Genomic DNA, 25,363 nt, shown 5'->3' with positions numbered 1-25,363 from the left:
CATCGAAGGGCTTCTGCGCTCTAGGATGGATCCCGGGACTTCGCTGCGCGAACCTCAGGATGACGGGCAGAGGTGTGTCGCGATGATCGGGAAGCTCAAGGGGATCGTCGATTCCTATGGCGAGGATCATGTCATCCTCGACGTGCAGGGCGTCGGCTATGTCGTGCAATGCTCGGCCCGCACGCTGCAGCGGCTGGCGAAGCCGGGTGAGGCGGCGGTGCTCTCGATCGAGACGCATGTGCGCGAGGACGCGATCCGGCTTTACGGCTTCATGTCCGACAATGAGCGGGACTGGTTCCGGCTGATGCAGATGGTGCAGGGCGTCGGCGCCAAGGTCGCGCTCGCCATTCTCTCGACCTTCGAGCCCGGCGCGCTGGCGACCGCCATCGCCACCGGCGACAAGGCGGCCGTGGCGCGCGCGCCCGGCGTCGGGCCCAAGCTGGCCCAGCGGATCTGCGCCGAGCTGAAGGACAAGGCGCCGGCCTTCGGCCATGTCGATCCCGGCGTGGCGGAACTCGCCGGCGCGCTCCAGGACAGGAAGCTGCCGCAGCCGGTGGCGGACGCGGTCTCGGCGCTCGCCAATCTCGGCTATCCGCAGGCGCAGGCCGTGGCGGCGATCGCGGCCGCCGCGCGTGAGGCGGGCGAGGGGGCCGGCACGGCGCAGCTGATCAAGCTCGGCCTGCGGGAGCTGGCGAAGTGAGCGACCCCAAACGCCCCGGCCTGCTCTCCGCCGAGAAGCGTGACGACGACGCCGAATCTTCGCTGCGGCCGCTGTCGCTGTCGGATTTCACTGGCCAGGCGGCGGCGCGTGCGAATCTCCAGGTCTTCATCGAGGCGGCCAAGAGCCGTGGCGATGCGCTCGACCATGTGCTCTTCGTCGGCCCGCCGGGCCTGGGCAAGACGACGCTGGCGCAGATCGTGGCGCGCGAGCTCGGCGTCAATTTCCGCTCGACCTCCGGGCCGGTCATCGCCAAGGCCGGCGATCTCGCGGCGCAGCTCACCAATCTCGAAGAGCGCGATGTGCTCTTCATCGACGAGATCCACCGGCTCAACCCGGCGGTGGAGGAAATCCTCTATCCGGCGATGGAGGACTACCAGCTCGATCTGATCATCGGCGAGGGGCCGGCGGCGCGCTCGGTCAAGATCGACCTGCCGAAATTTACGCTGGTGGGCGCCACCACCCGCGCCGGCCTGCTGACGACGCCGCTGCGGGACCGTTTCGGCATCCCGATCCGCTTGCAGTTCTACACCGTCGAGGAGCTGCAGGGCATCGTCGCGCGCGGTGCGCGGGTGCTCGGCGTGCCGATGTCGGATGACGGCGCCAACGAGATCGCCAAGCGCTCGCGCGGCACGCCGCGCATTGCCGGGCGGCTGCTGCGGCGGGTGCGCGACTTCGCCATCGTCGACGGCGACGCGATCGTGACGCGCAGCGTTGCCGACAAGGCGCTGAAGCTGCTCGATGTCGACCCGATCGGTCTCGACCAGATGGACCGGCGCTATCTCACGACGGTGGCGATCAATTTCAGTGGCGGGCCGGTCGGGATCGAGACGATCGCCGCTTCGCTCTCGGAGCCGCGCGACGCAATCGAGGAGATCATCGAGCCTTTCCTGCTGCAGCAGGGCTTCATCCAGCGCACGCCGCGCGGCCGCATCCTGACGCCGCACGCCTTTCGGCATCTGGGGATGCCCGAGCCTAGTCGCGAGGCCGCGCAGTTCGGGCTGTTCGGGGACGGGGAGGCGTGAGTTGGCGGACGATCTTCTCGATCGAATGCGGAGCAACCCCGCCGGCGACTGGACGATCGGCGACATCGAGCGGTTGTGCCGAGCGCATGGAATCGATTGCAAACCACCTTCCGGTGGCGGGTCGCATTACAAGATCGCCCATAATGCCATTGCCGACATCCTGACGATCCCGGCTCGTCGGCCGATCAAGCCGAAATACATCCGCCTGCTCGTCAGCTTCGTGAGGCTCGTGATAATGTTGGGCGTCAGGAGGCAGACATGAGCCCACTCGCCTATCGTGTCGTCATCGAGCCGCTCTCTCCCGCCGATGGCGGCGGGTATTTCGCGACGGTGCCCGATCTGCCGGGCTGCATGTCGGATGGCGAGACCGCGGAGGAGGCGCTTCTCAACGTGCAGGACGCAATCGTGTGCTGGATCGAGGCCGCCAACGAGATGGGGCGCATCGTTCCACAACCGACCCGCACCCTGACGGCCGCCGAGTGACTCCGCTGACGAGACGTGGTCTCGCGGCGCTGGTGCCAGCGCTCGCGATCGCCGCCTGCGGTGCAGCCCTTGCCGCCCCCGCCGGTCCCGAGACGCCGGTGCGCGAGGCCTATGCCATCACCACCCGCCAGGCCGCCGGCTCCGGCGGCAAGCCCGTCGCGGCGCCCTGGCAGAAGCCGCATCGCGACCGGCTGATGAGCCGCGAACTCGCGGGCCTGTTCGCGCGCGACGAGCTCTACCAGGAGGAAGCCGGCGAGATGGGCCATCTCGGGGCCGATCCTTTCTTGAGCGGTCAGGACGGCGAGGTGAAGAGCCTCAAGGTCACGGTCACCGCGGCTCCCGCCGGAGGAAAGGCGCTCGTCACCGCCTCGTTCCGCAGCTTCCGGCAGCCTGTCAGCGTGCGCTTCCGCATGGTCGAAGAGGGCGGGGCCTGGAAGATCGACGACATCGTCAACCGCGTCGATGGCCAGGATTATGCGGTGCGCGATCTGCTGTCGCAGCCCTATGAGTGCGGATCCTTCATGAAGAAGCCCTGCAAGCGGTAGAGCTTGCAGGGCTTGGGGTTCGGATCCCGCGCGATCAGCGCGCGAATTTGGACCGGTGCATGGCCGAGCGCTGTCCGGCATGGTCGAGCGCGCCGGACTTCGCCGATTTGCGATTGACGATCGGCTGCATGCCCTCGTCGCCGGTGCGGCTGAGCGGGCGTTGCAGCGCTTCCTTGCGCATCTTCATCGCCAGTGCCTTGCGGGCCAGCGAGCGCTGGCTCGGCTGACGCAGCTTCTCGGCCCGGCGGGTCTGCTCGGCGCCGACGCGCTTGAGCGCAACCGTGAGGGCGTCCGCCTTGGCCTTGGTGCCCGTGTTGTCCGAGGAAGCGGCGGCGCCCTGCGGCGCGACCTTGCCGCGGAACTCGCGGCGCTGGCGACGGGCGACATCGCGGGCCTTGTCGCGGCGATCCCGCAAATTCTTCGCGAGATCGCGAAGGTCCGTGTCGGGCACGTCTCCGATCGCGCGGCTGCGGGTGCGGGCGACGAGGTCCCATTCGTCCTTGTCGAGAACGCGTTCGAGTTGCTTGGTCGAGAGCGACATGCGGAATTCCCTTTTCTTGTGGTTGCGGTCTCCCTGGATCAACATTCCCCGCGCGGGTGTGTTCCCCGGCGCGGCGGTCGGTCCCAGGCCACTATGCCGCCGCTTGCGCGCGGTTTAAAGCTCTGCGCTCCCGCCGCTTTTCCCTGTCCGAAGCCATGACCGCCTCACACAGCCTCTCCGTCCGCGTCTATTACGAGGACACGGATTTCTCCGGCGTCGTCTACCACGCCTCCTATCTGCGCTTCATGGAGCGCGGGCGCACGGAGCTGATCCGGTCGCTGGGCATCGCGCAGCGGGAACTGTTCGACGGCGAAACCGCGCTGGGCTTTGCGGTCCGCCGCATGACGATCGATTTCCTCAGGCCCGCGGTGATGGACGATCTTCTGACGATCGAGACGGTGTCGGTCGCGGCGCGGGGCGCGACGATGGATGTCGAGCAGCGCGTGCTGCGCGGCGAGGAGGTCCTGGTCACGGCGCAGGTCAAGGTCGCCTGCGTCGGCGGCGGCCGGGCGCGACGGATTCCCGATGGCCTGCGGCAGCGGCTGGGGATCGCCGACTGACTGTGATCGACGGCCGGGCGGGGCCATGTTAGCGCTCGTCACATGAGCTGGAAACGCGACAAGCCGGACGCGCCGCGCGGCTACCATCACGGCAACCTCAAGGAAGAGCTGGTGCGCGCCGCGCTCGGGCTGATTGGCGAGAAGGGGCCTAACGGCTTCACCTTCGCCGAGGCCGCGCGCGTCGCCGGCGTGAGCCCGGCTGCGCCCTACCGGCATTTCCGCGACCGCGACGACCTGTTGGCCGATGTCGCGGCGCGCGGCTTCGTCGTGTTCGAGGCGGCGCTGGCGCGGGCCTGGGACCAGGGCCGGCCCGATCCCGAAGCCGCCTTCCACCGGCTCGGCCGCGCCTATCTCGCCTTCGCGCATGACGAGCCGGCCTACTACTCGGCGATGTTCGAGGCGGGCGTCTCGCTCGATGCCAGCCCCGAACTGCGGATGGCGGCCGACCGCGCCTTCCAGAACCTGCGCTCCGCCTCCGAGGCGCTGATCGCGCTGCTGCCGGTGGGCAAGCGCCCGCCGGCGTTGATGATGGCGCTGCATGTCTGGTCGATGTCGCATGGCGTCGCCGCGCTGTTCGGCCGGGCCGATGGCGGGCGCCGGCCGCTGCCGATGTCGGCGGCCGAGCTGCTCGAGGCCGGCATGCTGATCTATCTGCAGGGGCTTGGGCTGAATGCCGGCAAGGACGCGAGCCCGTGAACGATGTCGAGCCCCGCGTCACGGCGTAGTCGCCGCCACGCCAGGTCTCAGTGGCAGATTATTCTGATTTTGCCGTTCCGCCCCGTCTCGCTTTCGCAAAGCCCCTGATCGGCATTGGTTCGCGGCGTGACGCAGCCGGACAGGGTCAGGAGGCCCAGGATGACGGTCAGCATGCGGGTCATGACGGGGTTGTAGCTGAGCAGACCCCGCGCCGCCACGGCGGATTCGCGCCTGGGCGGACGCTCACCCCTTGTCGCAAACTGATCTTCGCGCGGTTCTGGCGCGTGGTTCTTGACAAACCGCCAGCCTGCATCCATTTATGTAAATGTGATTTACATTCACGCTCTGTCATGGTGAGGGACCAATGCCGATCGTCGAGAAGCTCGATGAATATGGGAAGGGAGCCTGGATCGCCTTCGCGGTTCTCGGCTTCGTCGTGTTCTGGCCGCTGGGTCTGGCGACTCTGGCCTTTCTGTTCTGGAGTGGACGCATGGGTTGCGGAATGGGCGGTGCCAACCGCTACGAACATCGGATGAACCGTCTTCAAAGCAAGATGGAGCGCCTCAAGGAGCGCATGGGCGGCGCGGGCCAGGGCGGCTTCGGCGGCGGCTGGAGCCGCGGCCCGTCGAGCGGCAACCACGCCTTCGACGAGTATCGTCAGGAGACGCTGCGCCGTCTCGAGGACGAGCAGAAGGAGTTCCAGGACTTTCTGGGCCGTCTGCGGATGGCGCGCGACAAGGCCGAGTTCGACCAGTTCATGGCCGACCGGCGCGGCAACGGCAACGGCGCCGAGCCGCAGGCCAGCGCCGGCTGAACTCTGCCGGATCGACACGCCAGCCTGAACCAAGCGCCCGTCCCGGGAAACCGGGGCGGGCGTTTTCGCACATGCGGAAGCGCGCGCTTCCTTTCAGCCGCAGTTTCCCTCAAGCACGGGCGATCCAACCGCGCCAGGTGAAAGCGGCGTAAAAGGTCGCCACCTCGGAAAATCCGGCGTCGCACAAAATGCGTTCGTCCTCACTCGGCTCGAGCGTGTCGAGATGTGTCGCGACCGCGTCCTGCGCACGGGCCGCGAGATGCGGATCGGCGCCCGATGCGACGGCATAGGCGGCGTATCGCGCGAGCCAGTTCGCTCGCGACGACGGGGCCTGCGGGAAACTGAGGTGCGCGGCCACAAACGGCGCGCGCGGTTTCAGCCGGGCATGGATGGCCTGCACGGTGCGAAGGCGCTCTCGCGCGCCGAGGAAATGCAGCGTCAGCAGGCAGGCCGCCGCATCGAACGGACCGGGCGGCGCATCATCGATGTAACCGTGAACCAGTTCGACGCGCTCCATCAGCGGCCCCAGCCTGCGGCTCGCCATATCGAGCATCGGCTGCGCCGGATCGACGCCGACGAAGCTCCAGTTCGGATGGGCGAGCGCGAGGGCCTCCAGTTCGAGCCCGCCGCCGGCCCCCAGCACCAGAACGCGTGCCGTGGCCGGAGCATTCTCCGCGAGCAGGATGGCCGTCATGCTGTGCAGCGCCTCGAAACCCGGGACGAACCGGGGCGGACCCTCAGCATAGCCGGCGATGGCGTCATGGTTCTGGAAACTGTCGAGGACAGGGCGAGCGCCCTGCGTCGGTCCGGTCGTCATGGGCATGAGCTTTCTGGGCTGGTTCGCCGCGCAAGGCGCGCATGGAAATCGGCGCTCAGCATCTGCAGCGTGATCGCGCCGAGACGCGCGAGCAGAAACGCCTCTGCCTCGCGGAAGCTGTCGGCAAGTGCAGCATTGACCGCCTGCTCGACCAGACAACCGGGCTCGTCGCTCCGGTGGCCGATCGCGAGCAGGGTCGGATCGCCGAGCGCTTCATGCACGTCTCTCAGGCTGATCTCGGCGAGATCCCGCGCAAGGGTCCAGCCGCCGCCATGCCCCTTCCCGGAGCGGACGTAGCCGCGCTCGCGCAGGCCGGCCATGACCCGTCGGACGACGACCGGGTTGGTCCGCATGGCGCGAGCCAGCGTCTCGGATGTGACCGGACCGGACGATTGCGCCATATGCAGAAGGACATGGAGGACGCCCGACAGGCGGCTGTCGCTTTTCATGTAACTTTTATAGTTGCGTGATGGGAGGAAGGCAATCCCGGCCCTTCACGACGGGCGGGGCGCCCCGTCCGTTGCAGGCAAGGCTCGCCTCAGGCGCGCGCGTATACCCGGCATTAACCTTGCCGGAGGCTTAACTCGATCGCGCGCATGCGTTTCGCAGGAAACCCTGTTTTGCGCCCATCTTTCGCCGGATTCAAAGGCGATTGAGGGCCACGGCATTTCCCCGGATCGCGGATCGGGCGGCGTCGCGGGGTCACCTGCGGGGCGTGTGGCGGGGCGTGGCCGGGAGACCGGCGCGGGCCGCCTGGCAAAAGGATGACATTGATGAACCCCGCCGACGTCGCGCAAGCTGCGCCGCAGATCGACATGTCGTTCTGGAGCCTGTTCTGGCACGCCCATATCGTCGTGAAGCTGGTGATGATGGGCCTGCTGGCGGCGTCCGTCTGGTCCTGGGCGATCATCGTCGACAAGACCATGCTCTACCGCCGCACCCGCAAGGAGATGGACGCCTTCGAGGAGGTGTTCTGGTCCGGCCGCTCGCTGGAAGAGCTCTATCGCGAACTCGCCGCCAAGCCGGTCTCCGACATGTCGGCCGTGTTCGTCGCGGCGATGCGCGAGTGGAAGCGCTCCTTCGAGAATGGCGGGCGCTCCGTCGCCAGCCTGTCGCAGCGCATCGACAAGGTGCTCGACGTCACCATCCAGCGCGAGACCGAAAGGCTGGAATCCAAGCTGCTGGTGTTGTCGACGATCGCGTCGGCAGCGCCGTTCATCGGTCTGTTCGGCACGGTCTGGGGCATCATGAACTCCTTCACCGCCATCGCCGTCTCCAAGAACTCCTCGCTCGCCGTCGTGGCGCCCGGCATTGCCGAGGCGCTGTTTGCCACGGCCATTGGCCTGTTTGCCGCGATTCCCGCGCTGATGGCCTACAACAAGCTGCAGGCCGAGGTCGCCAAGGCCTCGAGCCGGCTGGAAGCCTTCGCCGACGAGTTCTCCGCGATCCTGTCGCGGCAGATCGACGAGCGGCTGGCGGCGTGAGGGGCTGAGCGATGGGCATGTCCGCAGCATCCGGGGCGAAGTCCGGCGGTCGGCGCGGCCGGCGAAACCGGCGTCACGCGGCCATCGCCGAAATCAACATGACGCCGTTCATCGACGTGATGCTGGTGCTGCTGATCATCTTCATGGTCGCGGCGCCGCTGATCGCGACCGGCGTGCCGCTCGACCTGCCGCAGACCGGCGCCAAGCCGATCAATGTCGACCAGAAGCCGATCACCATCGCCATCGACGGCAAGGGCCAGATCTTCCTGCAGGACCAGCCGACGCTGGAGCCTGATCTGGTCGCAAAGTTGCAGGGCCTGGCGAAGCAGGGCTTCGACGAGCGCATCTATGTGCGGGGCGATCGCATGGTCGATTACGGCCGGGTCGCCTCGGTGATGTCGACGATCACCTCGGCGGGGTTCAAGCGGGTCGCGCTCGTCACCGAGCCGTCGCGCTGAGCATGATGAGAGCGAGGATCCGCGCGCTGTGAAGCTTTCCTCCGAACCGGGCATGGTGGTGTCGGCGCTCGGCCACGCGACGTTTCTCGTCGCGGGGCTGCTGGCGTTCTCGTCGCCCGTGCCGCTGCCGGACAATCAGGAGGCGATCGCCGTCGAGATGATCGACGCCAGCGAGCTGAACCAGATTACGCGCGGCGAGCGCAAGGCCGAGAAGGTGCAGGAGCAGCCTCTGCAGCGCGCCGAGCGCAAGGCCGAGATCGTCGAGCGCAAGGAGGCGGGCGAGGCCAAGCAGGACGCGCCCGCCCCGCCCAGCCGCCCGGCCGAACTCAAGACCGCCGACGACAATGCCTCGGCGCCGCTGCCGCCGTCGCGCGCCGCAAACCTGCCGAAGCCCGAGCAGAAGCCGCCCGAGCCGGTCAAGGCGCCCGAGAAGGCCGGCCCCAGCGCGGCCGAGATCGCCGAGCAGAAGCGCGAGGAACAGGCCAAGCTCGCCGAGCAGGCCGAACTCGCCTCCCGCGCGAAGCAGGCCGAGGAGGCTGCCCGGGCCGCCGCGAAGGCGAAGGCCGAGGCGGATGCCAACGCCCGCGCCGAAGCCGCGGCCAAGGCCAAGGCGGAAGCCCAGGCCAAGGCCGAAGCGGCCGAGGCCGCCCGGGAGAAGGCTGAACTCGCCGCCAAGGCGAAGGCCGAGGCCGAGGCCAAGGCCAAGGTCGCCGCCGCCGCCAAGGCGAAGCAGGAGGCCGAAGCCAAGGCGAAACGCGAGGCCGAGATCGCCAAGAACTTCAATCCCAGCGACATCGCCCGGCTGCTGCAGTCGAAGGAGCAGGCCCAGTCCACCGGGTCCGCCGCGCCGCAGGTCAACCGCACCGCCTCGCTGGGGACGGAGCGGGGCTCGTCGCAAAAGCTCAGCCCGTCGCTGCGCGGCCAGCTGGTCGGCATCATCCAGGACCAGCTGATGAAATGCTGGAACGTCCCGATCGCGCTCGCCAATGCGCGCGTCGCGGTGGTGCCGCAGGTGCGCATGAAGCTGAACACGGATGGTTCGCTGATCGGGCAGCCCGGCGTCGTGAACGCTTCGTCTGACCCGCTTTTCGCCGTCGCGGCCAACTCGGCCCTGACGGCCACCCGCCGCTGCGCGCCTTTGCGCATCCCGGCTCAATTCACCGCCTATTACGACGACTGGCGCGATGTCGTCGTCAATTTCGACGCAAGGGACGTGCTGTGACCCTGATCGACCGCAATCCTCTTCCGCTCCTGCCGGCCGCGCCTTCGCGCCGCCGCTTGCTGGCGCTCGCCGGCGCCTCGTTGCTCGTGCCCGCTGCGGTGGCTTTCAGGCCTGCGGCGGCCCGGGCCGAACTCGTCATCGATCTGCGCGGCGGCTCGTTCCAGCCGCTGCCGATCGCGATCGCCGATTTCGCCGGGGAGGGGGGCGTGCTGGTTTCCGGCGTCGTCGCCAACAACCTCAAGCGATGCGGCTATTTCGCGCCGATCGACAAGGCGCGCCACCCTGACAAGAATCCGCCCTTCGATGCGGCCCCCGAGTTCACCTCCTGGAAGGCCGCGGGCGTCCAGGCGCTGGTGACGGGGCGCGTCTCGCGCGACGGCTCGGGCCGGATCAAGGCCGAGTTCCGGCTCTGGGACGTGACCACGGGCACACAGACCGACGGCCAGCAGTATTTCACCGACCCCAACAACGCCCGGCGTGTCGGCCACATCATCTCGGATGCGATCTTCACCAAGATCACCGGCGTCGGCGGCTTCTTCGACACCCGCGTCGTCTTCGTCGACGAGTCCGGCCCGAAGGAGAACCGCCGCAAGCGGCTCGCCATCATGGATCAGGACGGCGCCAATGTGCGCTATCTCACAGACGGCTCGGTCTCGGTGGTGACGCCGCGCTATTCGCCGGTGTCGCAGGAGGTGACCTACATGTCGCAGCGGCTCGGCGAGCAGCCGCGCGTGCATGTGCTCAACATCGAGACCGGACAGCGCCAGATCGTCGGCAACTTCCCCGACATGACCTCGAGCCCGCGCTTTGCGCCCAACGGCGCGCGGATCGCGCTCAGCCTGCAGCAGGGCGGCAACGCCAATCTCTACGCCATCGACATCGGCTCGCGCACGACGATGCGGCTGACCTCGACCGGGGCGATCGACACCTCGCCATCCTATTCGCCCGATGGCACGCAGATCGTCTTCGAGAGCGACCGCGGCGGCTCGCAGCAGCTCTATCTGATGGGCGCCGGCGGCGGGGAGGGCAAGCGCCTGTCCTTCGGCCAGGGCTCCTATTCGCAGCCCTCCTGGTCGCCGCGCGGCGACCTGATCGCCTTCACCAAGCGCACCGGCGGCGGCTTCGCCATCGGCGTGATGCGCTCCGACGGCTCGGGCGAGCGGCTGCTGACCGAGGGCTTCCACAACGAGGCGCCCAACTGGGCGCCCAACGGCCAGTACATCATGTTCTTCCGCGATCCGGGCGGGCAGTCCGGCGGCAAGCTCTACATGGTCGACATCACCGGCCGCGTCGAAGTGCCGGTGCCGACGCCCGCCTTCGCCTCCGACCCGACCTGGTCGCCACTCCTGACCGCGGCGCGCTGAGGCGCGAAGCCCAATCGTCACCGCCCGCCGGGGGCGGTGACGCGACGAGGCTCAGTCCGCCGCTGCGCCGGACACCACGGCGAAGCCCTCGTCGATCCAGCCGGTGATGCCGCCGGCCATGATCTTGACGGGACGCCCCAGCTCCGCCAGCCGCAAGGCGGCCTTGGCGGCGCCGTTGCAGTGCGGACCGGCACAATAGGTCACGAAGACCGTGTCCTGCGCCCAGTCCTCGAGCTTCGAGCGCACGATCTTGCCCACCGGCAGGTTGATCGCGCCGGCCACATGGCCGCGGGCGAAGAGCGCGGGACTACGGACGTCCAGCAGCACGAAGTCGGGCTGCTTCGACAGCGCGTCGTGAACATCCCAGCAATCGGTCTCGAAGGTGAATTCGGCGGCGAAATGCGCGCGGGCGAGATCGCTGGGGGCGGCGGGGACGGCAGTCACGGCCGTGGTGGTCGCGGCAGTAGTCATGGCAGTGGTCATGGCGGGCTCCTGTTCGACCCGCTCATCTCGCAAACCGCGCGGCCCGCTTGCAATTGGCGTGAATGACAGAGTACGGGCATATCATGCCAAACACGACCGGCCCTCTCGTCGTCGCGCTGCTCTATGACGGACTCTGCACCTTCGAGTTCGGCATCGTCGCGGAGATCTTCGGACTCCCGCGCCCGGAGATGGGCGAGGGGTGGTACCGTTTCGCCAGCTGCGCGATCGAGGACGGGCCGCTGCGGGCGCATGGCGGTTTCGTACTGACGCCGCAGCACGGCCCGGAGCTGATCGACGAGGCCGATCTCATCGTCGTGCCCGGCTGGAAGGTCACCAGTGAGCCGGTGCCGGAAGCCCTGTGCCAGCGCCTGCGGCAGGCCCACGCCCGCGGCGCCCGGCTCGCCTCGATCTGCTCGGGCGCCTTCGTGCTCGCGGCGACGGGTCTTCTGGACGGCGGGGTCGCGACGACGCATTGGCGTTATGCCGAGGCCCTGCGCGCCGGGCATCCGGAGATCGAGGTCGACCATGCCTCGCTCTACCGCGCGCAGGGGCGCATCTTCACCTCGGCCGGGAGCGCCGCCGGCATCGATCTCCTGATCGAGATCGTCAGGCGGGATTTCGGAGTCGAGGCGGCCAATTCGGTGGCGCGCCGCCTCGTGATGCCCGCCCATCGCACCGGCGGGCAGGCGCAGTTCCTGGAGCGGCCCGTGCCCCGGCACCGCCACGCCGAGGTGGCGCCCCTGCTCGACAGGTTGCGCGCGCAGCTGCACCTGTCCTGGACGGTCGAGGACATGGCCCTCGAGTGCCGCATGAGCCTGCGCACCTTCCTGCGCCGCTTCAGGGACGCCACCGGCTCGGCGCCGGGCGACTGGCTGACCGGCGAGCGCGTCGAGGCGGCGAAACATCTGCTGGTCGCGGGCGAACTCGGCATCGACGGCATCGCGCTGGCTGTCGGCCTCGGCTCGCCCGACACGCTGCGTCATCATTTCCGCAGGCGCATCGGAATCAGCCCGCGCGAATACCGGGCGCGTTTCGCCGGCAGTGCGCCCGCCAGCGTGTGACAGGCTCCTCGCCGGCGGCTCGCTGCTTTGTCACCGCTCGGCGCCCGCGCGAACACCCATCATGACGCCGACGCAGCGTAGCAAGGCGCCGGCACTGCACGTTTTTCGATATATGCCATGGACCCGCGCCGGCGTTGCTGTAACCTCTGCAGGGTTCATCGGGGGGTGACACCATGCGAACGAGACTCGTTGCGGCTTTGGCCGCGCTCTGGACAGTTGGCCTTGTGACCGCGGCCGCGGCGCAAGGGGTCCATCCGCAGGGCCGCACGGCCAGGGACAGCCGCGCCTGCACCTGTGCGGTCACCAATGGCGGCAGCGTTTCGGAAGATCCGCATCGTCCGGGCCGCCTGAAGTGGCGCTCGCCACGGCTCGGCACGGGCGCGCATATGGCGTTCATGAACTGCACTGGCGCCAGGCGCGGCTATTGAGCCGCGAAAAATGGCGGGGCGATGCCGGTGCAAATGCGCCACATCCGGCCGAAACCGGCGGCCGGTCGCATTTGATTAACCATACGCCGCAATGCCGCCACTTCGCCTTGATCTGGCAAGGTCTCGTTTAGGTTGACGCTTCATTGATGCCGTTACGTGCATCGCAGCCTTGTCCCTTCAACGTCGTCCGTCAAACGCGCCTCGCAGGCAACGAACGTCCCGGAGTTCCTCATGTTCGCCACTCTCTTCGCCGGCGGCCGCGCCGTCCGCTTCGCCGCCGCCATCGCCGCTTCGCTGGCGCTCGGCGCCTGCGCCAACAACCAGAATGCCGACGCCAACGGCTTCGGCGCCGGCGGGGCCGCCACGCCCGGCAGCGCACAGGACTTCGTCGTCAATGTCGGCGACCGCGTCTTCTTCGAGACCGACTCGACCGATCTGACCCCGACGGCGGTCGCCACGCTCGACAAGCAGTCGGCCTGGCTGCAGCGTTTCCCGCGCTACACCTTCGTCGTCGAGGGCCATGCCGACGAGCGCGGCACCCGCGAATACAACTTCTCGCTCTCGGCGCGCCGGGCCCAGACGGTGCGCGACTATCTCGCCTCGCGCGGCATCCAGGGCAACCGCATGCGCATCGTCTCCTACGGCAAGGAGCGGCCGGTCGCGGTCTGCAACGACATCTCCTGCTGGTCGCAGAACCGCCGCTCGGTCACGGTGCTGGACGGCGCCGGCGGCGGCGTCTGACGCCGCCAGGCTTTCCCGATCCGACAGGGGCCGGCGTCTTCCCGAGAGGAAGGCCGCCGGCCCTTTCATATTTTGGCCGTGGTCATGGCGTGTTATAGGCCAATCCCGTCGCAGCTCTCCGGTTGTTCATGATGCTCCTCGCCGCTCGTCCCGCTCGCAGGCTTCTGGCCGTTCTCGCGCTCAGCGTCGCGGTGTCGGCCGTGAGCCTGCCCGTGCGGGCCCAGGACGCCGCCGATCTCGTGGTGCGGACCGCGCGGATGGAGAACCAGCTTCGCCAGCTCTCGGGCCAGATCGAGCAGTTGCAGTTCGAGAACCGGCGCCTGACCGAGCAGCTCCGCAAGTTCCAGGAGGATGTCGAGTTCCGGCTGAACGAGCGCGGTGGCCGTCCGTCGGGCGCAGCCGCGCCGGCCGCGACGCCGCGCCAGCAGCCGCAGCCGCAGCGCCGCAGCGACGCCTTCGATCCGGCCACGCAGCAGGCGGCGGCCGGGGCGCCGCGCGCGCTCAATGGTGGCATCGGCGGCATCATCGAGGATGATGCGGCGGAGGGTGCGGGCGGGCAGGGGCCTCTCGACCTCCAGGGCGTCGGACGCGGGGTGCCGCAGGGCGCGTTGCCGTCGGCAGGCCCGCGCGGGCCCAGCGTCGCCGCCGCGAGCGGTCCGGCCACGGCAAAGGACGCGTATGAGCTGGCCTATGCCGCGATCCTGCGCAAGGAGTACGAGCAGGCCGAGATGGGCTTCCGCCAGTTCCTGCAGAGCTACCCGCGCGATCGCCTCGCCATCGACGCGACCTATTGGCTCGGCGAGAGTTATCTCCAGCGCAAGCGCTTCCGCGAGGCGGCCGAGCAGTTCCTCAAGGTCAGCAACGATGCGCCGAAATCGGCCAAGGCGCCCGACAGCCTGCTGCGGCTGGGCATCGCGCTGAACGGGCTCGGCGCCCGGGACCAGGCCTGCGCCACCTATGCCAAGGTCGGTGTCGATTATCCCTCCGCGCCCAGTTCGGTGCGGCAGGGCGTCGAGCGCGAACGGCGGCGTTCGGGCTGCGCTTGAGCGCCGTCCCACAGATCGCCTGCGCTCCACAGCCCGTCGGCGGGCACGAGGCCGCCGCCCTGTTCGCCGGACTGGCGAACGAACCGGCCCTGCTCGTGGCCGTCTCCGGCGGGCCCGATTCCGTGGCTCTCCTGGCGCTCCTGACAGAATGGGCGCGCGAGCCCGGGCGACCGCCGCTCCACGCCGCCACCGTCGATCATGGTCTTCGCGCCGCTTCGGGTGAGGAGGCGCACCGCGTCGCCACGCTTTGCGGACAGCTGGGCGTGCCTCATCGCATCCTGCACTGGCAGGGCGCCAAGCCCCGCACGGCGTTGCAGGAACAGGCGCGGGCGGCCCGCTACGCCCTTCTGGTGACGGAAGCTGAGCGGCTCGGCGGCGCGACACTGGTCACCGCGCATACGCAGGACGACCAGGCCGAGACGCTGCTGATGCGGATGGCGCGCGGCTCCGGGCCTGCCGGGCTGGCCGGAATGCGGCCGCGCAGCCGCAAGGGCGGGATCACGCTGGTGCGCCCGCTGCTTGGCCTGCCCAAGGTGCGCCTGGTCGCAACAGCGCAGGCGCGCGACCTGCCTTTCGTGAGCGACCCCAGCAACGAGGACCCCCGCTTCGGGCGGGTGCGCTGGCGCGGGCTGATGCCGGTGCTGGCCGCCGAGGGCCTGGATGCGGAGCGGCTGGCGCTGCTGGCACAGCGCATCGCGCGGCTGGACGCGGCGGCTGCGGCGCGGGCTCAGGCGCTGCTGCCCGGCCTGCTGCTGCCCGGCCTGCTCCTGCCCACCGGCGAGGCGCCGGTGGTGCGGCTGCGGTTTTCCGCGCTGCTGGGCGAACCCGACGAGATCGTGCTGCGCGTCGTCGCGCTGGCGCTGGAGGCGATGCCGGTCGCAAACGCCCTGCCGGCGCGGCTGGAGCGGCTCGAGGCCTGCGTCGAGGCCCTGGCGCGCGCCGCGCGGGACGGGGCGCGGACGACGCGCACTCTGGCGGGTTGCGTGCTGGTCCTGCAGGCCGACGGCACCTTGCTGCTGCGGCCGGAGGGACCGCGCCGGCGCGGCGTTCACCCTGCGGCATCATAGGCTGGAGGCGATTTTCTGTTTCCCTTGGCAAGGGCCCCGGTCGCACCTAGATTAGTCCTGCAAACTCTTGGCCTCTTCCGGTTGGTCCGGCAGGCCCGATCGGACAGATGATGAATCCGAACTTTCGCAATTTCGCCCTCTGGGTGGTGATCTTCCTGCTTGTCCTGGCGCTCGTCACGCTGTTTCAAAGCCCAAGCCAACGCGCCAGCACCAACGAAATTCCCTACAGCCAGCTGATCAACGAGTCGGAGGCCGGGCGGATCACCAATGTCGTGGTGGCCGGACAGGAGATCACCGGGACGTTCTCGGATGGTCGCACCTTCGTGACCTATGCGCCCTATGGCGACCCGGCCCTGCTCAAGACGCTGGCCCAGAAGGGCGTCCAGGTTTCGGCCCGCGCGCCGTCCGAAGGCACGCCCTGGTTCATGGCCCTGCTGGTCAATTCGCTGCCTTTCGTCATCTTCATCGGCCTGTGGATCTTCATGTCCCGCCAGATGCAGAACGGCGCCGGCCGCGCGATGGGCTTCGGCAAGTCGAAGGCCAAGCTCCTTACCGAGGCGCATGGCCGCGTCACCTTCGAGGATGTCGCCGGCATCGACGAGGCCAAGGAGGACCTGCAGGAGATCGTCGAGTTCCTGCGCGATCCGCAGAAGTTCCAGCGCCTGGGCGGGCGCATTCCGCGCGGCGTGCTGCTGGTCGGCCCTCCCGGCACGGGCAAGACCCTGACGGCGCGTGCCGTCGCGGGTGAAGCCAATGTGCCGTTCTTCACGATCTCGGGTTCGGATTTCGTCGAGATGTTCGTCGGCGTCGGCGCCAGCCGCGTGCGCGACATGTTCGAGCAGGCCAAGAAGAACTCGCCCTGCATCATCTTCATCGACGAAATCGACGCGGTCGGTCGTCATCGCGGAGCCGGTCTCGGCGGTGGCAATGACGAGCGCGAGCAGACGCTGAACCAACTCCTCGTCGAGATGGACGGCTTCGAGCCGAACGAGGGCGTGATCATCATCGCCGCCACCAACCGGCCCGACGTCCTCGACCCGGCGCTGCTGCGTCCGGGCCGTTTCGACCGCCAGATCGTGGTGCCGAACCCCGACGTCGCCGGTCGCGAGAAGATCCTCAAGGTCCATGTCCGCAAGGTCCCGGTGGCGCCGGATGTCGATCTGCGCATTCTCGCCCGCGGCACGCCGGGCTTCTCGGGCGCCGATCTGATGAACCTCGTCAACGAGGCGGCGCTGCTGGCGGCGCGGCGCGGCAAGCGCATGGTCACCCATGCCGAGTTCGAGGACGCCAAGGACAAGGTCATGATGGGCGCCGAGCGCAAATCCATGGCAATGTCCGAGGAAGAGAAGAAGCTGACCGCCTATCACGAGGCCGGACACGCCATCGTCGGCCTCTATGTCCCCGCCGGCATCCCGGTCCACAAGGCGACGATCATTCCGCGCGGTCGTGCGCTCGGCATGGTCAAGTTCCTGCCGGAGGGCGACCGCTACTCGATGAAGTACAAGGAGTTCACCTCCCAGCTCGCGGTCGCCATGGGTGGTCGCGTCGCGGAGGAAATGACCTTCGGCCGCGAGAACGTGACCTCGGGCGCGACCGGCGACATCCAGCAGGCGACCAAGATGGCCAAGGCCATGGTCACCCAGATGGGTTACTCCGACGAACTCGGCATGGTCGCCTATGGCGACAACCAGGAAGAGGTTTTCCTGGGCATGTCGATGGGCCGCAGCCAGAGCATCTCGGAGTCGACGGCACAGAAGATCGACGCCGAGGTCAAGAAGCTGGTCGATACCGGCTATCAGGACGCCAAGAAGATCCTCACCGACCATCACGAACAGTTTGTGGCGGTGGCTGAGGCGCTACTCGAGTTCGAGACGCTGACCGGCGAGGAAATCCGCGACCTGATCGCCGGCAAGCGTCCGTCGCGCGATCTCGACGACACCCCGTCGGCGCCGCGCGGCTCGGCCGTGCCGAGCGCCGGCAAGGGCCGCAAGCGCGACGAGCCCGATGCCGGGCTGGAGCCGCAGCCTCAGGTGTGACCTGAGGTCCGGTTCATCGGATTGATTTAGGAAAGGGCGCCTCGCAAGGGCGCCCTTTTGTCATGCGGCCAGTGGGGTCATCGGCGTCAGCCTCGTGGCTGCGCGGGGTCCGGTTCGCCACGGCTCGCCGCTTCATCGAGGACGAAGGTGTCGCGGTTGCCCTGCTTGGCGGCATACAGCGCCTTGTCGGCCCGGCTGGCCGCATCGACAAGGCTCTGCCCCTCCGTCACGATGCTGGCGCCGATGCTGACCGTCACCGGCAGCGAGAGGCCATCGGCCAATACGACCGGCTGCGCCCGCATGGCCGCGCCGATCTTGGCCGCGATCGCCGACAGCGAGGCCGGGCTGGCCTGGTCGACCAGGACAATGAACTCGTCTCCGCCCCAACGGGCGCAGACATCGTAGCTGCGCAGCAGCCCGGTCAGTCGCTCGACCACGGCGACGATGACGGAATCGCCGTGGTGATGGCCGTGGATGTCATTGATCGGCTTGAGCCGGTCGATGTCGAACAGCAGCAGGCCCGTGGCGTGTCCGGCGCGCCGGGCGCGGTTCTGGCCGGCCTCGAACGCGCGCTCGAAGCCGCGGCGGTTGAAGATCCCGGTCAGCGGGTCGAGATGGGCGAGGCGCTCCAGATCGCGCGTGCGGTCGCGCACCATCTCCTCAAGGCGATCGGTGTTGTCGCCGACGGCGCTGGCCATCTCGCGGAAGGCGCGCGAGAGCCGGCCGATCTCGTCGTCGGCGCCATCGCTCGCGACCTCGTCGAAGCGACCGGCCCGGACCTTCTGGACGTCTCCTTCCACGCGCGCCAGCCGGTCAAGGACGCGGCGCTGGAACGCAAGGGTCATCAATGCGGCGGCCGCCAGCAGCATCGCCGCCAGGAGCAGAGCGATCGGCAGGAACAGACGCCGATCGATAATCTCATCGACGTCCATGAGGGTGACATTGAACCAGCCGAGCCGGTCGAGATAGCCGACTCCGACCAGCACCATTTGGCCGTCGATCTGCATGAAGCGGGAGCGGACAAGCGCGCCGCCGGCTGCAACCTGCTGCATCATCTGCGCCAAAGCGCTCCGGTCGCGCTCATGGTCCAGCTGCAGGAAGATCGTCTTCTTGGCCTTGCTGTCCTTGGTCAGGCTGTGGAAATCGACGAGCTTGGGATCGCGATGGGCCTGCACGGCGCCGTTGCGATCGACGAACATGCTCTGCACCCCGGTCTGCGGGATGTCGACGACCTCACGGATGAACTGGCTGAGATCGACGCCGGTGCCGATGACGCCAAGCGCGCGCTCGCCGCTGCGGATGATGCAGTTGATCCAGACCTTGGTGACCTTGATGTTGTCGTCGTGGTCGACGTTGAGATGGCAGCCCGAGCCCAGCGCGATGGTCTGAAAATACCAGCCGTCGCGGGGGTTGTCCCGCGCGAGCGTGTAACGCCGGCGATCGTTCCGGTAGGTGTCGGCCTTGTCGTTGAAATAGTAGTTCCCGGAACCGTCGAGCACCACGAAATAGCTCTGGTCCTTGAAGGACAGGCGGTAGTGCTCGAGTTCCGCCAGGCCGCGCTGCGCCTTGGCGGGATCGGCTTCGTCCTTAGCCCAATCGAGGATCGCCGGCGACCGGGCCACCGTCTCCGCCAGTGAGACCTCCCGCATCAGCGATTCCAGGCCGCGATAGCGGTCGAACAGGATCTGCTTCTCGGCAAACAGCGTGCCGAGCTTCACCACCGTGTTGTCCACCAGCCAGATGAAGACCCCGGCGGCGGGAAGCGCGATCGCCACCAGGATGGCGAGCGTTGCGATCATCACCCGGCCGCGCAGGCCCCGGGGCAACAGCCTGGCGGCGGCAGCTGATCTCATCGGCAAGACGTCTCCTCAGGCCGGCCACGACGCCCGCACGCCCGTCCGCCGCGCCGCGATCCTGTCGGGAGGCCTTTAACAATCCGCCAATGGCCGGCCCGTCCCCCTGCGAAAAGCCGATCAGAACAGCCCTTCGATCCGTCCCTGCGCATCGATGTGGATCTTCTCGGCCGCGGGCATGCGGGGCAGGCCGGGCATCGTCATGATGTCACCGCAGATCGCCACGACAAAGCCGGCGCCGGCCGAGAGGCGGACCTCCCGCACCGGAACGGTGTGGCCGCTGGGGGCGCCGCGCAGGGTCGGGTCGGCGGAGAAGGAATACTGCGTCTTGGCCACGCAGACGGGCAGATGGCCGTAGCCGTCGGCCTCCAGTTCGGCGAAGCGGGCCTTCACCTTGGCATCGCCGGCAATGCCGGCGGCGCCATAGATCTCGCGGGCGATCGTCTCCAGCTTGTCCCAGAGCGGCAGGGCGTCGGGATAGAGCGGAGCGAAATCGGCCTCGCCGCTTTCGGCCAGGGCGACAACCTTGTGCGCCAGTTCCTCGGTGCCCGCGCCGCCTTGCGCCCAGTGGCGACAGATCACCGCCTCGACGCCGAGATGGTTGCGGCAATAGCTGACGATCAGCGCGTGTTCGGCCGCGGTGTCGCTGACGAAATGGTTGATCGCGACGATCGGCGGTACGCCGAACTTTCTGATATTGCCGACATGGCGGGCGAGGTTGGCGAGGCCGGCCTGCAGCGCGGCGAGATCCTCGCTGCCGAGCGCCTCCTTCGCGGCCCCGCCATGCATCTTGAGCGCGCGCACGGTGGCGACGATGACGGCCGCGGCCGGCTTCAGCCCGGTCTTGCGGCATTTGATGTCGAAGAATTTCTCGGCGCCGAGATCGGCCCCGAAACCGGCCTCGGTGACGGTGTAGTCCGCCAGCTTCAGGGCGGCGCGGGTGGCGATGGCGGAGTTGCAGCCATGGGCGATGTTGGCGAAGGGCCCGCCATGGACGAAGGCGGGCGTGCCCTCCAGCGTCTGCACCAGATTGGGCATCAGCGCGTCCTTGAGCAGGACGCTCATCGCGCCGGTGGCCTTGAGGTCGGCGGCGGTGACGGGGCGTTTGTCGCGGGTGCGGCCGATGACGATGCGGCCGAGCCTGGCCTCGAGATCGGCCATGTCGGTCGCGAGGCAGAAGATCGCCATGATCTCCGAGGCGACGGTGATGTCGAAGCCGTCCTCGCGGGGGAAGCCGTTGCTGGCGCCGCCGAGCGAGGAGACGGTCTGGCGCAGGGCGCGGTCGTTCATGTCCATGACGCGACGCCAGGCGATGTGGCGCGTGTCGAGGCCGAGCGCGTTGCCCCAGTAGACATGGTTGTCGATCATCGCCGCGAGCAGGTTGTGCGCGCTGGTGATGGCGTGGAAGTCGCCGGTGAAGTGCAGGTTGATCTGCTCCATCGGCACGATCTGGGCATGGCCGCCGCCGGCCGCGCCGCCCTTGACGCCGAAGCAGGGGCCCAGCGAGGGCTCGCGCAGCGCGATCATGCAGCGTTTGCCGATTCGGCTGAGGCCGTCGCCGAGACCGACGGTGGTCGTCGTCTTGCCCTCGCCGGCCGGGGTCGGATTGATGGCGGTGACGAGGATCAGCTTGCCGTCGGGCTTGCCTGCAAAATCGGGGATGGCCTGCGTGTCGACCTTGGCGATGAACTTGCCGTGGGGCTCGAGGGCGGATTCGGGAATGCCGGCACGTGCGGCGATGTCCGCGATCGGCCGAAGTTTGGCCGCGCGCGCGATCTCGATGTCAGTCGGCATCCCTGGCCCTCTGCTAGGCGTGGCGTCCGCGGCAATCGTCGCCCCGGAATCGATCGCGCGACACTGCCGCGAAACCTCGCGCCCTGCCACTGCTTTCGTGGATTGCGGTGCACCGAGCCCAGGCGCCGGTTTGCTGTGTCATTTGACGTGTCTGATCGCTGAAACGCCTGCTAGGCCTGCGCTCGCGCATTCAGGCAGGCTTGAAGCGTCCGATCGGGAATGCCAACACTAGCGCCGTAATGTCGGATATGCGGAACGCCTGTCGTTCGGCTCGGGGGAAACCGCATGGCGGGGGGATCGTGGCCGGTCGGCGGCGGTGAAGTGGGGGCGCTGCTTCGCGGCTGGACCGGCGCGGACACCGCTCTCGGTCCCGTCGCGGGCTGGCCCGAGCGGCTGAGGTCCGCCCTGCAGATGGTTCTGACCTCGCCGACTCCCATGGTGATCCTGTGGGGGGCGGAGGGCCGGCTGCTCTACAACGACGCCTATCTGGGCATCGCCGGCGTCAAGCATCCCGACATATTGGGGCGTAGCCTGCTCGATGCGTGGCCGGAGGTCGCCGACTTCCACAACGAGGTCATGGCGACCGTCTTCGTCGGCGGCGCGCCCTTGTCCTATCGCGACCTGCCGCTCGTCCTGCATCGCAGCGGCGTCGCCGAGGATGTCTGGCTGAATGTCGATTACAGCCCGCTCTTCGACGATGGCGGCGCGGTGCTGGGTGTGCTGGCGGTCGTTACCGAGACGACGACGCTGGTGCGGGCGCAGCGCGAACGCGATGCCGCCGCGCAGGCGCTGCGGCGTCGCGAGCAGGAACTGGCCCAGGTCCAGAAGATCGGCAAGGTCGGCGGGCTCGAGGTCGACCTCCGGGACGGTTTCCGCAACACGCGCTCGCCGGAATACCTGCTCGTCCACGGGCTGCCGCCCGATGCGGTGCATGAGAGCCATGAAGACTGGGTGCGCCGCATCCACCCGCAGGAGCGGGCCGTGGTCGAAAGCCATTTCCGCGAGACGGTCGCGGGCACGGCCACCGACTACCAGATGGAGTACCGCATCATTCGCCCCTCCGACGGCGCGGAGCGGTGGATTTCGGCCGTCGCCCAGATCGAGCGCGATGCCGATGGCCGGCCGCTGCGGCTCGTCGGCGCACATATCGACATCACCGAACGCAAGGAGACCGAGGCGCAGCTACGCCTGCTGATGCAGGAACTGGCGCATCGCGTGAAGAACACCCTGGCGATGATCCAGGCGATCGCCTCGCAGACGCTGCGGGGGGCGACCTCGCTGGAGGCCGCCAACGAGACCTTCAGCGCGAGGCTGGCGGCGCTGGCGCGGGCGCATGATCTCCTGCTCGGCGGGCATCAGGCGCATGCCGCGATGGCCGACATCGCCGACAGCATCATCGGCATCCAGGGCGACCCGTCGCGTTTCGTGATCAGGGGGCCGGAGGTCGTGCTGGGCCCGCGGGCGGCCCTGGCGCTGACGCTGGTGCTGCACGAGCTGGCGACGAACGCGGTCAAATACGGCTCGCTCTCCAACCAGACGGGCCGCGTCGCGCTGAGCTGGCGGATCGACGAGATCGACGGCATGCCGCAGTTCCGCCTGCGCTGGCAGGAAAGCGGCGGGCCACCGGTCACGCCGCCCTCGCGCCGGGGTTTCGGCTCACGCCTGATCGAGCGGACGATGCCGGCCAGCCAGGGGCGGGCCGACAGCGCCTTCCTGCCCACCGGCCTCGTCTTCACCCTCGACGCGCAACTCGCCGCGCTGAAGGATGGCGAGGGCGAGGAGGCCGGGCGGAGCTGAGCGCCCGCCCGGCGCGACGCCCCCGGCGTCAGGCGAGATGGGCGTTCTGCGGGAACAGGATCCTGCGGGCCTCGTCGTCGAACTCGGTCTTGAAGGCGAAGGCGTCCTTGAGCGCAACGGCGCGCTGCGCGGCGGGACGTGCCGAGATCAGATCGAGATGGCGCTTCACATTGGGGAACATCCGGGCCCAGTCGTCGCCGATGGCGAAGCCGAGCCGTGTCGCCCAGCCCCAGACCGACATGTCGATCAGCGTGTAGGTCTCGCCCAGCATGTAGGGCGCCTTGGCGAGCTGTGCGTCGATGATGCCCCAATGGCGCTCGGCCTCGCGGGCGTAGCGGTTGATCGCGTAGGGCAGCTTCTCTGGCGCGAAGCGGCTGAAATGCACCGCCTGGCCGCAGTAGGGGCCGATGCCGGTGGCGACGAACATCAGCCAGGAGAGCATCTCGCCGCGCGCCTTGGGCGTGTTCTCGGGGAGGAACTGCCCGGTCTTCTCGGCGAGATAGAGCAGGATCGCGTTGCTGTCGAAGATCGTGGCGTCGCCATCGGTGAGCGCCGGGGTCTTGGCGTTGGGGTTGATCGCCAGGAACTCCGGCTTGAACTGATCGCCCTTGCGGGTGTCGACCGGGACCAGCTCATAGGGAAGCCCCGCCTCCTCGAGGAAGAGCGCAATCTTCGCCGGGTTGGGCGAGGGGTGGTAGTAGAACTTGATCATCGGCGGTCTCCGGCTGTCGGGGTTTCTGCTTAGCGGTCCGCGGCGGCGGCGGCCACGGCGTCAACGCGGGGCGGGATCACGTCCCGGTGAGGGGCGGCTTGTCGGTCGGCGCGGCGCTCGCCACCTCTGGAACGCGCAATCCCCGTTTCTGTCGGGCCAGCAGAGGATCCCACACGATGACGCCACCGTCCAGCCTGGTCACCCGTCGCCGTCTGACGGCCAATCTGTCGGCGTTCGGCCTGGCCAGCCTCGCCTTGCCGGGCCTCGCTGAGGCGCAGGCGCTGCCGGCGACGCCGGCTTGCGAGGCGCCGGCCTCCGGGACCCGGCGCCAGACGGAAGGGCCCTATTTCACGCCGTCCTCCCCGCTGAAGCGCGATCTGCGCGGCGATGGTCCCGGCGATGCGCTGGTGCTTTCGGGCTTCGTGCTGACGCGGCAATGCCAGCCGCTCTCGGGCGCGCTGATCGACCTCTGGCACGCCGATACGGGCGGGCAGTACGACAATGCCGGTTTCCGCTTCCGAGGCCACCAGTACACCGACGCGCAGGGGCGCTACCAGTTCATCACCCGCATTCCCGGCTTCTACCCCGGGCGCACCCGCCATTTCCACGTGAAGGTGCAGGCCGGCAGCCGGCCCGTGCTGACGACGCAGCTGTATTTTCCCGAGGAGCGGGCGGCCAACCAGCGCGACCGCATCTTCGATGCCAGCCTGCTGATGACGGTCACGGGTGCGACAGGGGGGCAGCTCGGCCGCTTCGACTTCGTTCTCGCGGATTGAGGGAGCCCGCGGGACCGACGGCGTCAGCGACCCCAGGCGTCCTCGCCCTGCGCCACGAGCGCGACGAGGTCGGTCAGGGCGGCGATGGTGACGTCGGCGTCGAAGCCGAGACGCTCGGGGCGCAGCCGCAGCGCCTTGAACATCAGGGCCGGGCCGATCGTGGCGGCGCCGGCGAGTTCGCGGCGCAGCGCATCCGCCGGCAGGCGGGCGATCCGTGCGACGCGGAACCCATGCGCCCTGGCGCCGGCGATGTCGAAGCCGTTGGAGGAGACGAAGAGGATCTCGTCGCGCCCCAGCCCCAGCCGCGCCTCGACATGGCGGTAGCCGCGCGGGTCGGGCTTGTAGACGCCGATCTCGTCGACGCTGATCACGGTTTCGAGCCGGCTCTCGATGCCGGCCTGGGCGACCAAGCGCCCGAGCATGGCCGGGCTGCCATTGGAAAAGATCGCGAGCCGCAGCGGCGCCAACGCGTCCAGCGCCTCAAGCGCTTCGGGGTAGAGCGCCAGCGCGTCATAGGCCTCGGCGATCTGCGCGACGAGTTCCGGGGTGGCGACGAGCCCGAGCGTGTCGAGCGTATAGGCGAGCGAATCCTGCGTCACGGTCCAGAAGTCGGCATATTGGCCCATCAGGGCCCGCAGCCAGGTGTATTCGAGCTGTTTCAGCCGCCAGATCTGGGTGATGACCTCGCCATGGCCGGGAAAGGCGGCGTCGGTGACCCGCGCCACGGACTGCACGTCGAACAGCGTGCCATAGGCATCGAAGACCACGGCCTTGATCGTCATGCCCGTTCTCCCGAGACGTTGGGTCCGTCTTCTTAGCACTCGCAATCGCAGCGTGTGGCG

General features: G+C 68.6%; 29 protein-coding genes. 20 read left to right on the top strand and 9 right to left on the bottom strand.

Going from position 1 to position 25,363, the window contains the following annotated elements; genetic code table 11:
• The first annotated feature begins 82 nt into the window (after positions 1-82).
• The 5 genes from ruvA to Q8S38_RS16710 are packed head-to-tail and all read left to right on the top strand — an operon-like array spanning position 83 to position 2,771.
• Complete coding sequence (ruvA, locus tag Q8S38_RS16730; protein WP_305681507.1) at positions 83-700, top strand: Holliday junction branch migration protein RuvA; 618 nt, start codon at positions 83-85, stop codon at positions 698-700.
• Positions 697-1,743, top strand: a complete 1,047-nt coding sequence (gene ruvB, locus Q8S38_RS16725) for a Holliday junction branch migration DNA helicase RuvB (RefSeq protein WP_305681506.1) — start codon at positions 697-699, stop codon at positions 1,741-1,743. Before ruvA ends, ruvB begins: the two co-directional genes overlap by 4 nt.
• Position 1,744: 1 nt before the next feature.
• Entirely contained in the window at positions 1,745-2,005 is a 261-nt protein-coding gene (locus Q8S38_RS16720; protein WP_305681505.1) for a type II toxin-antitoxin system HicA family toxin, read from the top strand.
• Positions 2,002-2,226: a type II toxin-antitoxin system HicB family antitoxin gene (locus Q8S38_RS16715; RefSeq protein ID WP_305681504.1), complete on the top strand. Its 225-nt coding sequence runs from the start codon at positions 2,002-2,004 to the stop codon at positions 2,224-2,226. Before Q8S38_RS16720 ends, Q8S38_RS16715 begins: the two co-directional genes overlap by 4 nt.
• On the top strand, positions 2,223-2,771 hold the full coding sequence (locus Q8S38_RS16710; RefSeq protein WP_305681503.1) for a DUF3828 domain-containing protein: 549 nt from the start codon (positions 2,223-2,225) through the stop codon (positions 2,769-2,771). Before Q8S38_RS16715 ends, Q8S38_RS16710 begins: the two co-directional genes overlap by 4 nt.
• Positions 2,772-2,805: 34 nt before the next feature.
• Here the strand turns inward: Q8S38_RS16710 and Q8S38_RS16705 are convergent, their stop codons facing one another.
• Complete coding sequence (locus tag Q8S38_RS16705) at positions 2,806-3,312, bottom strand: hypothetical protein (RefSeq protein WP_305681502.1); 507 nt, start codon at positions 3,310-3,312, stop codon at positions 2,806-2,808.
• Positions 3,313-3,467: 155 nt separating this feature from the next.
• On the opposite strand from Q8S38_RS16705, the gene ybgC reads away from it, so the two are divergent.
• The gene (ybgC, locus tag Q8S38_RS16700; RefSeq protein WP_305681501.1) at positions 3,468-3,872 is read left to right on the top strand and encodes a tol-pal system-associated acyl-CoA thioesterase; all 405 of its coding nucleotides are present in this window, start codon (positions 3,468-3,470) and stop codon (positions 3,870-3,872) included.
• 42 nt (positions 3,873-3,914) lie between these two features.
• Positions 3,915-4,568, top strand: a complete 654-nt coding sequence (locus tag Q8S38_RS16695) for a TetR/AcrR family transcriptional regulator (RefSeq protein ID WP_305681500.1) — start codon at positions 3,915-3,917, stop codon at positions 4,566-4,568.
• Between the two features lie 47 nt (positions 4,569-4,615).
• Here the strand turns inward: Q8S38_RS16695 and Q8S38_RS16690 are convergent, their stop codons facing one another.
• Entirely contained in the window at positions 4,616-4,885 is a 270-nt protein-coding gene (locus Q8S38_RS16690; protein WP_305681499.1) for a hypothetical protein, read from the bottom strand.
• 47 nt (positions 4,886-4,932) lie between these two features.
• Here Q8S38_RS16690 and Q8S38_RS16685 point away from each other — a divergent pair, with 47 nt between their 5' ends.
• Positions 4,933-5,382: a DUF2852 domain-containing protein gene (locus Q8S38_RS16685; protein WP_305681498.1), complete on the top strand. Its 450-nt coding sequence runs from the start codon at positions 4,933-4,935 to the stop codon at positions 5,380-5,382.
• A 109-nt stretch (positions 5,383-5,491) separates the two neighbouring features.
• On the opposite strand, the gene Q8S38_RS16680 is transcribed toward Q8S38_RS16685, so the two are convergent.
• Both Q8S38_RS16680 and Q8S38_RS16675 read right to left on the bottom strand, forming a co-directional pair.
• Entirely contained in the window at positions 5,492-6,199 is a 708-nt protein-coding gene (locus Q8S38_RS16680; RefSeq protein ID WP_305681497.1) for a class I SAM-dependent methyltransferase, read from the bottom strand.
• Entirely contained in the window at positions 6,196-6,648 is a 453-nt protein-coding gene (locus Q8S38_RS16675) for an Rrf2 family transcriptional regulator (protein ID WP_305681496.1), read from the bottom strand. Before Q8S38_RS16675 ends, Q8S38_RS16680 begins: the two co-directional genes overlap by 4 nt.
• A gap of 324 nt (positions 6,649-6,972) precedes the next feature.
• Between Q8S38_RS16675 and tolQ the strand changes: the two genes are divergently transcribed.
• From tolQ to tolB, 4 genes are read left to right on the top strand one after another with little or no spacing between them, the layout of a single operon-like run.
• Positions 6,973-7,683 (top strand): protein TolQ, encoded by a 711-nt coding sequence (gene tolQ / locus Q8S38_RS16670; RefSeq protein WP_305681495.1) that lies wholly within the window; start codon positions 6,973-6,975, stop codon positions 7,681-7,683.
• A gap of 11 nt (positions 7,684-7,694) precedes the next feature.
• The gene (locus Q8S38_RS16665; protein ID WP_305681494.1) at positions 7,695-8,141 is read left to right on the top strand and encodes an ExbD/TolR family protein; all 447 of its coding nucleotides are present in this window, start codon (positions 7,695-7,697) and stop codon (positions 8,139-8,141) included.
• A 28-nt stretch (positions 8,142-8,169) separates the two neighbouring features.
• The gene (gene tolA / locus Q8S38_RS16660) at positions 8,170-9,363 is read left to right on the top strand and encodes a cell envelope integrity protein TolA (protein WP_305681493.1); all 1,194 of its coding nucleotides are present in this window, start codon (positions 8,170-8,172) and stop codon (positions 9,361-9,363) included.
• Between the two features lie 2 nt (positions 9,364-9,365).
• A complete protein-coding gene (gene tolB / locus Q8S38_RS16655) occupies positions 9,366-10,727 on the top strand; it encodes a Tol-Pal system beta propeller repeat protein TolB (protein WP_371125908.1) in 1,362 nt (453 codons plus the stop codon).
• 51 nt (positions 10,728-10,778) lie between these two features.
• Here tolB and Q8S38_RS16650 read toward each other — a convergent pair whose 3' ends face one another.
• Positions 10,779-11,210, bottom strand: a complete 432-nt coding sequence (locus tag Q8S38_RS16650) for a rhodanese-like domain-containing protein (RefSeq protein WP_305681492.1) — start codon at positions 11,208-11,210, stop codon at positions 10,779-10,781.
• 83 nt (positions 11,211-11,293) lie between these two features.
• On the opposite strand from Q8S38_RS16650, the gene ftrA reads away from it, so the two are divergent.
• From ftrA to ftsH, 6 genes are all read left to right on the top strand, one after another.
• Positions 11,294-12,271, top strand: a complete 978-nt coding sequence (gene ftrA / locus Q8S38_RS16645) for a transcriptional regulator FtrA (protein ID WP_305681491.1) — start codon at positions 11,294-11,296, stop codon at positions 12,269-12,271.
• Positions 12,272-12,444: 173 nt separating this feature from the next.
• Positions 12,445-12,699: a hypothetical protein gene (locus Q8S38_RS16640; protein WP_305681490.1), complete on the top strand. Its 255-nt coding sequence runs from the start codon at positions 12,445-12,447 to the stop codon at positions 12,697-12,699.
• 231 nt (positions 12,700-12,930) lie between these two features.
• Positions 12,931-13,440, top strand: coding sequence for a peptidoglycan-associated lipoprotein Pal (gene pal, locus Q8S38_RS16635; protein WP_305681489.1), 510 nt, complete (start codon positions 12,931-12,933; stop codon positions 13,438-13,440).
• Between the two features lie 128 nt (positions 13,441-13,568).
• The gene (ybgF, locus tag Q8S38_RS16630) at positions 13,569-14,486 is read left to right on the top strand and encodes a tol-pal system protein YbgF (protein ID WP_371125903.1); all 918 of its coding nucleotides are present in this window, start codon (positions 13,569-13,571) and stop codon (positions 14,484-14,486) included.
• On the top strand, positions 14,483-15,553 hold the full coding sequence (gene tilS, locus Q8S38_RS16625) for a tRNA lysidine(34) synthetase TilS (protein ID WP_305681488.1): 1,071 nt from the start codon (positions 14,483-14,485) through the stop codon (positions 15,551-15,553). The genes ybgF and tilS overlap by 4 nt, the downstream gene beginning before the upstream one ends.
• Positions 15,554-15,663: 110 nt before the next feature.
• On the top strand, positions 15,664-17,589 hold the full coding sequence (gene ftsH, locus Q8S38_RS16620; protein WP_305681563.1) for an ATP-dependent zinc metalloprotease FtsH: 1,926 nt from the start codon (positions 15,664-15,666) through the stop codon (positions 17,587-17,589).
• Between the two features lie 86 nt (positions 17,590-17,675).
• Here the strand turns inward: ftsH and Q8S38_RS16615 are convergent, their stop codons facing one another.
• Together Q8S38_RS16615 and Q8S38_RS16610 are read right to left on the bottom strand one after the other, a co-directional pair.
• Positions 17,676-19,442: a sensor domain-containing diguanylate cyclase gene (locus tag Q8S38_RS16615; protein WP_305681487.1), complete on the bottom strand. Its 1,767-nt coding sequence runs from the start codon at positions 19,440-19,442 to the stop codon at positions 17,676-17,678.
• Positions 19,443-19,562: 120 nt separating this feature from the next.
• A complete protein-coding gene (locus tag Q8S38_RS16610; RefSeq protein ID WP_305681486.1) occupies positions 19,563-21,236 on the bottom strand; it encodes a formate--tetrahydrofolate ligase in 1,674 nt (557 codons plus the stop codon).
• A gap of 285 nt (positions 21,237-21,521) precedes the next feature.
• On the opposite strand from Q8S38_RS16610, the gene Q8S38_RS16605 reads away from it, so the two are divergent.
• Positions 21,522-23,033: an HWE histidine kinase domain-containing protein gene (locus Q8S38_RS16605; RefSeq protein WP_305681485.1), complete on the top strand. Its 1,512-nt coding sequence runs from the start codon at positions 21,522-21,524 to the stop codon at positions 23,031-23,033.
• Positions 23,034-23,061: 28 nt separating this feature from the next.
• On the opposite strand, the gene Q8S38_RS16600 is transcribed toward Q8S38_RS16605, so the two are convergent.
• The gene (locus Q8S38_RS16600) at positions 23,062-23,745 is read right to left on the bottom strand and encodes a glutathione S-transferase family protein (RefSeq protein WP_305681484.1); all 684 of its coding nucleotides are present in this window, start codon (positions 23,743-23,745) and stop codon (positions 23,062-23,064) included.
• A gap of 176 nt (positions 23,746-23,921) precedes the next feature.
• On the opposite strand from Q8S38_RS16600, the gene Q8S38_RS16595 reads away from it, so the two are divergent.
• Positions 23,922-24,521 (top strand): dioxygenase family protein, encoded by a 600-nt coding sequence (locus Q8S38_RS16595; protein WP_305681483.1) that lies wholly within the window; start codon positions 23,922-23,924, stop codon positions 24,519-24,521.
• A 23-nt stretch (positions 24,522-24,544) separates the two neighbouring features.
• Here Q8S38_RS16595 and Q8S38_RS16590 read toward each other — a convergent pair whose 3' ends face one another.
• A complete protein-coding gene (locus Q8S38_RS16590) occupies positions 24,545-25,303 on the bottom strand; it encodes a haloacid dehalogenase type II (RefSeq protein WP_305681482.1) in 759 nt (252 codons plus the stop codon).
• Between the last annotated feature and the right edge of the window lie 60 nt (positions 25,304-25,363).

The sequence above is a fragment of the Allobosea sp. genome, from assembly GCF_030695125.1.
GTDB lineage: Bacteria > Pseudomonadota > Alphaproteobacteria > Rhizobiales > Beijerinckiaceae > Allobosea.
The sequence above is the reverse complement of the archived record's forward strand: the minus strand, read 5'-3'. Positions and strand labels throughout refer to the sequence as shown.

What these genes read in the sequence shown, in the direction of transcription:
- ruvA (WP_305681507.1), top strand. Translation starts at nt 83, where the DNA reads ATGATCGGGAAGCTCAAGGGGATCGTCGATTCCTATGGCGAGGATCAT.
- Q8S38_RS16715 (WP_305681504.1), top strand. Translation starts at nt 2,002, where the DNA reads ATGAGCCCACTCGCCTATCGTGTCGTCATCGAGCCGCTCTCTCCCGCC.
- Q8S38_RS16705 (WP_305681502.1), bottom strand. Translation starts at nt 3,312, where the DNA reads ATGTCGCTCTCGACCAAGCAACTCGAACGCGTTCTCGACAAGGACGAA.
- ybgC (WP_305681501.1), top strand. Translation starts at nt 3,468, where the DNA reads ATGACCGCCTCACACAGCCTCTCCGTCCGCGTCTATTACGAGGACACG.
- Q8S38_RS16695 (WP_305681500.1), top strand. Translation starts at nt 3,915, where the DNA reads ATGAGCTGGAAACGCGACAAGCCGGACGCGCCGCGCGGCTACCATCAC.
- Q8S38_RS16690 (WP_305681499.1), bottom strand. Translation starts at nt 4,885, where the DNA reads ATGGATGCAGGCTGGCGGTTTGTCAAGAACCACGCGCCAGAACCGCGC.
- Q8S38_RS16685 (WP_305681498.1), top strand. Translation starts at nt 4,933, where the DNA reads ATGCCGATCGTCGAGAAGCTCGATGAATATGGGAAGGGAGCCTGGATC.
- Q8S38_RS16680 (WP_305681497.1), bottom strand. Translation starts at nt 6,199, where the DNA reads ATGACGACCGGACCGACGCAGGGCGCTCGCCCTGTCCTCGACAGTTTC.
- Q8S38_RS16675 (WP_305681496.1), bottom strand. Translation starts at nt 6,648, where the DNA reads ATGAAAAGCGACAGCCGCCTGTCGGGCGTCCTCCATGTCCTTCTGCAT.
- tolQ (WP_305681495.1), top strand. Translation starts at nt 6,973, where the DNA reads ATGAACCCCGCCGACGTCGCGCAAGCTGCGCCGCAGATCGACATGTCG.
- Q8S38_RS16665 (WP_305681494.1), top strand. Translation starts at nt 7,695, where the DNA reads ATGGGCATGTCCGCAGCATCCGGGGCGAAGTCCGGCGGTCGGCGCGGC.
- Q8S38_RS16650 (WP_305681492.1), bottom strand. Translation starts at nt 11,210, where the DNA reads ATGACCACTGCCATGACTACTGCCGCGACCACCACGGCCGTGACTGCC.
- ftrA (WP_305681491.1), top strand. Translation starts at nt 11,294, where the DNA reads ATGCCAAACACGACCGGCCCTCTCGTCGTCGCGCTGCTCTATGACGGA.
- Q8S38_RS16640 (WP_305681490.1), top strand. Translation starts at nt 12,445, where the DNA reads ATGCGAACGAGACTCGTTGCGGCTTTGGCCGCGCTCTGGACAGTTGGC.
- pal (WP_305681489.1), top strand. Translation starts at nt 12,931, where the DNA reads ATGTTCGCCACTCTCTTCGCCGGCGGCCGCGCCGTCCGCTTCGCCGCC.
- ybgF (WP_371125903.1), top strand. Translation starts at nt 13,569, where the DNA reads ATGATGCTCCTCGCCGCTCGTCCCGCTCGCAGGCTTCTGGCCGTTCTC.
- ftsH (WP_305681563.1), top strand. Translation starts at nt 15,664, where the DNA reads ATGAATCCGAACTTTCGCAATTTCGCCCTCTGGGTGGTGATCTTCCTG.
- Q8S38_RS16615 (WP_305681487.1), bottom strand. Translation starts at nt 19,442, where the DNA reads ATGAGATCAGCTGCCGCCGCCAGGCTGTTGCCCCGGGGCCTGCGCGGC.
- Q8S38_RS16610 (WP_305681486.1), bottom strand. Translation starts at nt 21,236, where the DNA reads ATGCCGACTGACATCGAGATCGCGCGCGCGGCCAAACTTCGGCCGATC.
- Q8S38_RS16605 (WP_305681485.1), top strand. Translation starts at nt 21,522, where the DNA reads ATGGCGGGGGGATCGTGGCCGGTCGGCGGCGGTGAAGTGGGGGCGCTG.
- Q8S38_RS16600 (WP_305681484.1), bottom strand. Translation starts at nt 23,745, where the DNA reads ATGATCAAGTTCTACTACCACCCCTCGCCCAACCCGGCGAAGATTGCG.
- Q8S38_RS16595 (WP_305681483.1), top strand. Translation starts at nt 23,922, where the DNA reads ATGACGCCACCGTCCAGCCTGGTCACCCGTCGCCGTCTGACGGCCAAT.
- Q8S38_RS16590 (WP_305681482.1), bottom strand. Translation starts at nt 25,303, where the DNA reads ATGACGATCAAGGCCGTGGTCTTCGATGCCTATGGCACGCTGTTCGAC.